Raw genomic sequence first — 7,442 nt, forward strand, 5'->3', positions numbered from 1 at the left:
GGGTATGTAACATAAACTGTATAAATCCCTTTAAGGCAAGAGGTATTAAAAGGGAGGAAGGAGTTAAGTAAGAGTAAAAAGCCAAGGTTACCCCCCATCAGGATAACCTTGGCACCCATACATTGAAAAACCTTAATTGTCAGATTAAATCGTGGCCAGGAAACATTAATTTATTGCGTATTCATTCTCACATAATACATATGATTATTTCTAACCACTACTAACATAACTGCTTTTTGAAGCCTGTATCTGATATATGCACGTATCAATTTGTTAATGGATGTTTGAGCAGTCCCTCCTATTTTATAGATCACATCACCAGGCTTAAGTCCAAGGGCTGAGGCTGGTGAATTAGGATACACATTGGTTACAAGAAGGTTTCCTTTATATTCTTTTCCCCAAAAACCCCATTTCTTTTTTATAAACTTAATCGCCTGTTTTTTGGTAAAATATACAGGTTTTAGAGAGGGGGTCTCATATAATTTGCCCATTCTAAAAAATTTTAATTTAATAACAGATTCAGAAGTAATATTTAATAAATACCTTACATAATCTTCTTTGTCTCGAATCTGTATTCCATTTATTGAAACTATCACATCTCCAGGTTTTATTCCTCCTTTATATGCAGGAAGCCCTTTAATCACTTCAGTAACCAAGAGCCCTTCAAGCCCTTTTAACCTGAGATAAGAGGCCACTCTTGGATCCACATTTTGCCCAAAAATTCCAAGCCATACAGGCTGCACTTTTCCATAATGGAGCAGTTCATAAATAACATTTTTTGCCTTATCTATAGGAATGGCAAATCCAATTCCCTCTGCCTTTGCGTAAATGGCAGTATTAATTCCAATTACTTCACCGAGTATATTTAAAAGAGGTCCGCCGCTGTTTCCTGGATTAATAGCTGCATCTGTCTGAATAAATCCAAAATAGGTTCCCTGCTTTGTCCTAATAGACCTATTTAAAGCAGACACAACACCAGTTGTCACTGTATGGCTAAAACCGTATGGATTTCCTATTGCGATCACTGTCTCTCCAACCATTAAATCTTTAGATGTCCCCATTTTTGCCTCGGGCAGTTTCCCTTTTCCTCTTAATTTTAAGAGAGCCACATCAAAATCAGGGTCACATCCAACTAAATCTGCCTTAAATTCTCTTCCATCAAGTAATTTTACCTTGATTTTTGAGGCACCCATAATCACATGGGCGTTTGTAAGAACCAATCTTTTTGTTCCATCAATTATTACCCCAGAACCTAAACTCTGTTCTAAAAATTTTTGTTTATATCCTGGGAAAATATCGCCAAAAAAAGGAGAAAAAAAATCATCTCCAAAAAAATCCCTAAAAGGATTAGAATATCTCTCAACTACCTTTGCTGCTTTAATATTTACCACTGCAGGAGCAGTCTTTTCCACTGCCTGAACAACCAGATTCCTTCTCAACTCAATTCCATTCTTCCCAAAGACATTTACTGAAAACAACAAAAAAAATAGAAACATAGATATAGTAACCTGTTTTTTCATTCTAAATACTCCTTAAGTTAAAAATAAAAAAAGCTCAGGATTTCTCCTGAGCTTAAAAGATTACCCTCTAAAATTCAATTTTTTATTTCACGAATCCATATATTTGCTCTAAGGTTTATCAACTTTGAGTGTCCGAGGCCAATTAAACCCCACTTTTATTCCTTAAAAGGTCATTGCCCTGAGTCGTCTTATTCTTTCTTCAATAGGTGGATGGGTGCTAAACAAACTTATCATAGACACACCTTTAAATGGATTTACAATAAACATGTGTGCGGTTGAGGGATTACCAACAGTCATTGGTATTCTGCTTGAATATGCTTCAAGCTTTTCCAGTGCGCTTGCAAGATAATGGGGATTTTCGCAAAGCTTTGCACCAGTTTCATCTGCTAGATATTCCCTTGATCTGGAGATCGCCAGTTGTATTAGCATTGCTGCAAATGGGGCTATAATCGCCAAAATAATGGCAACAAATGGATTTGAATCTTCATCATCGCTCCCCATACCAAATATTGCTGCCCATTTTACCATATCTGAAATAAACATTATTACGCCAGCTAGTGTAGCAGCTATTGTCTGTATCAATATGTCCCTGTTCTTGATATGGCCTATCTCATGGGCAAGAACCCCCATTAGCTCCTCTGGAGTGAGCAACTCCAAAATACCCCTTGTTACAGCAACAACACCACTCTTTGGCCCACGCCCTGTTGCAAAGGCATTTGGTTGTTCAGATGGTATAATGTAAATCTTTGGCTTAGGAATCCCCGCCCTTTTTGCCAGTTCTTCAACAATTTGATGGAGCTCTGGAGCCTCGTGATAATCAACTTCTTTTGCCCTGTACATTGCTAAAACAATTTTATCAGAAAACCAGTAAGATCCAACATTCATTAAAATGGCAAAGAAAAATGCAATATAGAGTCCTTGACTCCCACCAAGGGCCTTTCCAAAAAGTAAGATAAGGGCAGTTAAAACACCCAAAAAAATCCCTGTTTTTATTTGATTTTTCATATTTTTCCTCCTTTTATTTTTTTATTCCTCAAATTGTATTTGAATTTTTATTTCATCTGGTTTCACCTCTTTTTTAGGGAGCTTAATCATCAAAATTCCCATATCCATGGAAGCAGAAATAGCCTCTACATCAATATCCTTTGGAAGAGAGAACTTCCTTATAAAAGGGCCATACGACCTCTCTAAAATCATGTAAGAACATCTGGGAGTTTCTTTAATCAACCTTTTTATCCCACAAATAATAAGCTCTTCCCCTTTTAATTCAATTTGAATATCTGATTTTTCCACCCCTGGAACTTCCATCTGTATTACATAATATTTTTCTGTTTCATATACATCAGTTGCTGGTTCCCAGGTAGTAGATGCAGGCTCATTTTTGCTAGAAAATCTTCCAAAGGTCTGTTCCATAATCTTATCTGCCCTTTTTTTCATGTTCTGAATTTCAACAAATATATCCGAATACTTATACTTAAAAGAACCCATTTTTTTCTCCTGTTTTTTTATAGCTAATTGAATTAGTAATTAGTTTATACAAAAAGTCAACTCTTGCAAGCCAAGTTAACCTTTGACATAAACATATCTTAAAGGCTATATCTATTTTTTCAATTAACTACCTTACGGCTTAAGGAGAATGACCCATGCAAGAATTTCCAAGGATGAAAAGATTGCCCCCATATGTGTTTGCTACAGTAAATGAACTGAAGATGAAATTGAGAAGACAGGGAGAAGATATAATTGACTTGGGAATGGGGAACCCAGATATTCCTACTCCAAAACACATTGTAGATAAATTAGTTGAAGCAGCACAAAAACCAACAAATCACAGGTATTCTGCGTCTAGAGGGATTCCCAATTTAAGAAAGGCAATAGCAAATTGGTACAAGAGAAGATATAACGTGGATATTGATCCAGAAACCGAGGCAGTAGTGACAATTGGTGCCAAGGAAGGGCTATCCCACCTTGCCCTTGTAATGCTGAGCCCAGGAGAGGTAGTTTTTGTACCTGATCCAACCTATCCCATTCACACCTACAGTGCAATTATTGCGGGGGCTGATGTAAGGAGGATCCCCATATCACCAGAAAGGGACTTTTTTGAAGATCTTTTAACTGCCACGAAACAGACCTGGCCCCAGCCCAAACTCCTTATAATATCTTATCCACACAATCCCACAACAGTAGTTGTGGATCTAGACTTTTTTCAAAAAATAGTGGACTTTGCCAAGGAACACAACATCTTTGTAATCCATGACTTTGCCTATGCAGACCTTGCCTTTGATGGATATACGCCACCTAGTTTCCTACAGGCTAAAGGTGCTAAGGACGTTGGTGTGGAATTTTTCTCCATGTCAAAAAGTTATTCCATGGCTGGATGGAGAGTTGGATTTTGTTGTGGAAATAAACAAATGGTACATGCACTCACAAGGATTAAAAGTTATTTAGATTATGGAATATTTCAACCAATACAGATAGCATCCATTATTGCCTTAAATGGTGACCAGAGCTGTGTTGGAGAAATTGTTGACGAGTACAAGATCAGAAGGGACGCCTTAATTCAAGGGCTAAACAGGATTGGATGGCATACGCCATCACCTAAAGCAACCATGTTTGTATGGGCAAAAATCCCAGAACAGTTCCAACATATGGGTTCTGTTGAATTTTCAAAGCTCTTGCTCAATGAGTGTAAAGTAGCAGTTTCCCCTGGACTTGGGTTTGGTCACTTTGGGGATAATTATGTGCGTTTTGCCCTTGTTGAAAATAAACACCGAATAAATCAAGCTATTCGTGGACTTAAGAAAATATTTTAAGAGAGTACATTTTAAGGGAGAAACGATGGAAAAAAACTCTATAAACATTGGAATAGCGGGATTTGGAACAGTTGCAACTGGCCTGACAAAATTAATTTTAGGTAACAGTGAAATTATTTACAGAAGACTTGGGAAAAAAATAAAAATAAAGACAATTTTAGTTAAAGATATTAACAAAAAAAGGGATTTCTTGCCACCTGAGAGCGTTAAATTTACAGACAAAATAGATGATATAGTAAATGATCCAGAAATTGAGATAGTAGTTGAATTAATTGGTGGTACAACAGTGGCAAGAGAGCTTATTAAAAAATCCATTTTGGCCAAAAAACACGTTGTCACAGCCAACAAGGCGGTGCTTGCAGAATATGGCAATGAACTATTTCAACTGGCAAGGTTGCAAAATACAGCCCTGTATTTTGAGGCAAGTGTTGGAGGCGGTATTCCAATTATTCAAACTTTAAAGGAAAATCTCTCTGGAAACCAGATCATTTCATTAACTGGAATTTTAAATGGAACTGCAAATTTTATCTTATCTAAAATGTCTCAAGAAAAGCTCCCTTTTGAACAAGCCCTAAAGATTGCACAGGATAAAGGATATGCAGAAGCAGACCCAACTCTAGATATCGAGGGGATTGATGCTGCCCATAAGCTCATAATCTTAATCATGTTGGCGTATGGGAAAAACTATCCCTTAGATAAGCTCACCATTGAGGGAATTTCAAAAACAGATCCCTATGACATAAAAATGGCTGAAGAATTTGGATACACAATAAAATTAATTGCAAAGGTAAAGGACAGAGGTGGAAATTTACAGGCTGGTGTATATCCAGTGCTTATACCTAAAAAACACATACTGGCCAAGGTTGATGGTCCTTTTAATGCGATTTTAATAGAAGGTAATGGCGTTGGACCAATAATGTTATATGGTCAAGGTGCAGGGGATCTTCCAACTGGAAGTGCAGTTCTCTCTGATATTATGTCAATCATTAGGTCTACCTCATACAATAATACTGGATTCTATAGTGATAACATAGATGAGGCTTCAATCTTGGAAGACAAATATACTTCCTGCTGCCACTATTTTAGATTCCAGGTAGAAGATAGACCAGGTGTCCTTGCAATTTTAGCAGGTATTATGGGAGAAAGGAACATAAGCATTGCCCAGGTTGTTCAAAGGCAGGAGAAAATAGGTAAATACGTCCCTGTTGTATTCCTAACCCACAGGGCTCAAATAAAAAATATCAAGGATGCAATAGAAGAGATTGATAAACTATCTTTTGTAATGCCAGGGACAAAACACTATAGAATTCTGAATTAAAAATGGGTAAATATCTGTTAATTGGAATTGGCGGACTTTTAGGTGCTATTTTAAGATATATAGTAAGTGGTATAATTCCAGTAAAATTTGGTATCCCTACAGGAACACTTACTGTTAATCTTATAGGAAGCTTTGTTCTAGGATTTTTAATGTATACATCTATATTTGGTCATATTCCACCAGAAACTAAAATTTTATTTGGAACTGGATTTTGTGGTGCATTTACCACATTTTCTACTTTTTCATTTGAAACATTTGCTTTAATTGAAGAAGGATTAATAATTAAGGCCTTCTTAAATGTTTTTATAAATGTAATGGGATGTCTTGTGCTTATTTATTTAGGAAGGACTCTTGCCCTAACATTATATAGATAAAAACTAAAAAATGAAAATGATAAAAGCAAAACTCATAAAAATTTATGTAAAAGAGGGTGATAGATATAAAGGTAAGCCTATATATAAATACATCTTGAATTTCCTTCAATCAAAAGATATATCAGGAGCTACTGTTTACAAAGGAATATGTGGATATGGTGTGAGGGGAGTTTCAGAATTTGACATATTTAGACTTTCAATGGATTTACCACTTGTAATTGAATGCATTGATACAGAGGAAAAAATAGAATCTGTATTACCAGAATTATATGATATTATAAAGGAAAATGGATTGATAATAATTGGAGATTGCCTTGTACATAAAGGGAAAAAAGAATCATAACGAGATTTGGAGTTAAAAATGAAATTGGCCTTTTTAATAGCAGATGGTATGGGAGACTATTCATTAAAAGAATTAGATGGAAGAACTCCTTTGGAAGTAGCCAATACCCCAAACATGGATAAGCTCGCAAAAACTGGAAAAATTGGACTTTGCAGGACTATTCCCGAAGGTATGGAGCCAGGCTCTGACATAGCCAACATGGCGATATTGGGCTTTGACCCTTCAGTCTATCACACAGGAAGAGGTCCAATAGAAGCAGCAGCACTTAAGGCCCCTGTAGATGAGAATGACATAATCTTTAGGATGAATCTTGTTACAGTATCAGAATTCTCAGAACATGGGATAATGATTGATTATAGTGCCGCTCATATAACAGATAAAGAGGCAAAAAATATAATATCTTTTTTAAAAGAAAATTTAGAAGATGAAGCCTGGAAGATAATACCAGGCTTTCAATATCGCCACTTGCTTATAAGAAAAAATGGAAAAAACACTTCTCTTGAAAAAGCAAAGATAAATCCACCTCACGATATCCTTGATCAATCAATAAGAAATGACTTTTTTAGATTTAAAAATAACGAACCATTATTTGATATTATACTTCGGGCCAATAAAATATTAAAAGAGAACTTTCCCGAATCCAAGGCAAATTGTATATGGCCATGGGGACAGGGTAAAAAATTGGAACTACCTGATTTTACAAGAACATATGGTCTTAAAGGGGCAGTAATATCTGCAGTGGATTTAATAAAAGGCCTGGGATATGCTTCTAATATGGAAGTAATTGACGTGGAAGGGGCAACTGGATTAGTTGATACCAATTATAAGGGTAAGGCAGAGGCCGCAATAGAATTTCTTAAACAAAAGGATTTTGTATTTGTACATCTAGAAGGCCCTGATGAATGTGGGCATGCTGGAGATATTAAATCCAAAATAAAGGCCATAGAGAAATTTGATAAATACATTGTTGGACCAATATGCAATTTTCTGGAAGCTAAAAAAGGGGCATGTCTAATTTGTTGCGACCATTTAACTCCAGTATATAAACGCACCCATGTATCTGATCCTGTGCCAATA

Annotated in this window: 8 protein-coding genes; 5 read left to right on the forward strand and 3 right to left on the reverse strand. The window is 36.1% G+C overall.

Annotated elements, in window-relative coordinates:
- Nucleotides 1-170: 170 nt before the first annotated feature.
- The 3 genes from ACY2V1_RS10990 to ACY2V1_RS11000 form a co-directional block, all read right to left on the reverse strand.
- On the reverse strand, nucleotides 171-1,520 hold the full coding sequence (locus ACY2V1_RS10990) for a trypsin-like peptidase domain-containing protein (RefSeq protein WP_461834844.1): 1,350 nt from the start codon (nucleotides 1,518-1,520) through the stop codon (nucleotides 171-173).
- A gap of 162 nt (nucleotides 1,521-1,682) precedes the next feature.
- The gene (gene htpX, locus ACY2V1_RS10995) at nucleotides 1,683-2,525 is read right to left on the reverse strand and encodes a zinc metalloprotease HtpX (protein ID WP_461834845.1); all 843 of its coding nucleotides are present in this window, start codon (nucleotides 2,523-2,525) and stop codon (nucleotides 1,683-1,685) included.
- A gap of 21 nt (nucleotides 2,526-2,546) precedes the next feature.
- Nucleotides 2,547-3,008, reverse strand: coding sequence for an Hsp20/alpha crystallin family protein (locus tag ACY2V1_RS11000; RefSeq protein WP_461834846.1), 462 nt, complete (start codon nucleotides 3,006-3,008; stop codon nucleotides 2,547-2,549).
- Between the two features lie 155 nt (nucleotides 3,009-3,163).
- Here ACY2V1_RS11000 and alaC point away from each other — a divergent pair, with 155 nt between their 5' ends.
- The 5 genes from alaC to ACY2V1_RS11025 form a co-directional block, all read left to right on the forward strand.
- Nucleotides 3,164-4,330 (forward strand): alanine transaminase, encoded by a 1,167-nt coding sequence (alaC, locus tag ACY2V1_RS11005; RefSeq protein ID WP_461834847.1) that lies wholly within the window; start codon nucleotides 3,164-3,166, stop codon nucleotides 4,328-4,330.
- Between the two features lie 25 nt (nucleotides 4,331-4,355).
- On the forward strand, nucleotides 4,356-5,648 hold the full coding sequence (locus ACY2V1_RS11010) for a homoserine dehydrogenase (RefSeq protein WP_461834848.1): 1,293 nt from the start codon (nucleotides 4,356-4,358) through the stop codon (nucleotides 5,646-5,648).
- Nucleotides 5,649-5,650: 2 nt separating this feature from the next.
- On the forward strand, nucleotides 5,651-6,022 hold the full coding sequence (gene crcB / locus ACY2V1_RS11015) for a fluoride efflux transporter CrcB (protein WP_461834849.1): 372 nt from the start codon (nucleotides 5,651-5,653) through the stop codon (nucleotides 6,020-6,022).
- A 16-nt stretch (nucleotides 6,023-6,038) separates the two neighbouring features.
- Nucleotides 6,039-6,365, forward strand: a complete 327-nt coding sequence (locus tag ACY2V1_RS11020) for a DUF190 domain-containing protein (protein WP_461834850.1) — start codon at nucleotides 6,039-6,041, stop codon at nucleotides 6,363-6,365.
- A gap of 18 nt (nucleotides 6,366-6,383) precedes the next feature.
- Nucleotides 6,384-7,442 (forward strand): cofactor-independent phosphoglycerate mutase (locus ACY2V1_RS11025; RefSeq protein WP_461834851.1); only part of this gene is annotated, 1,059 nt, incomplete at its 3' end.

The sequence above is a fragment of the Desulfothermus sp. genome (genome assembly GCF_053993635.1).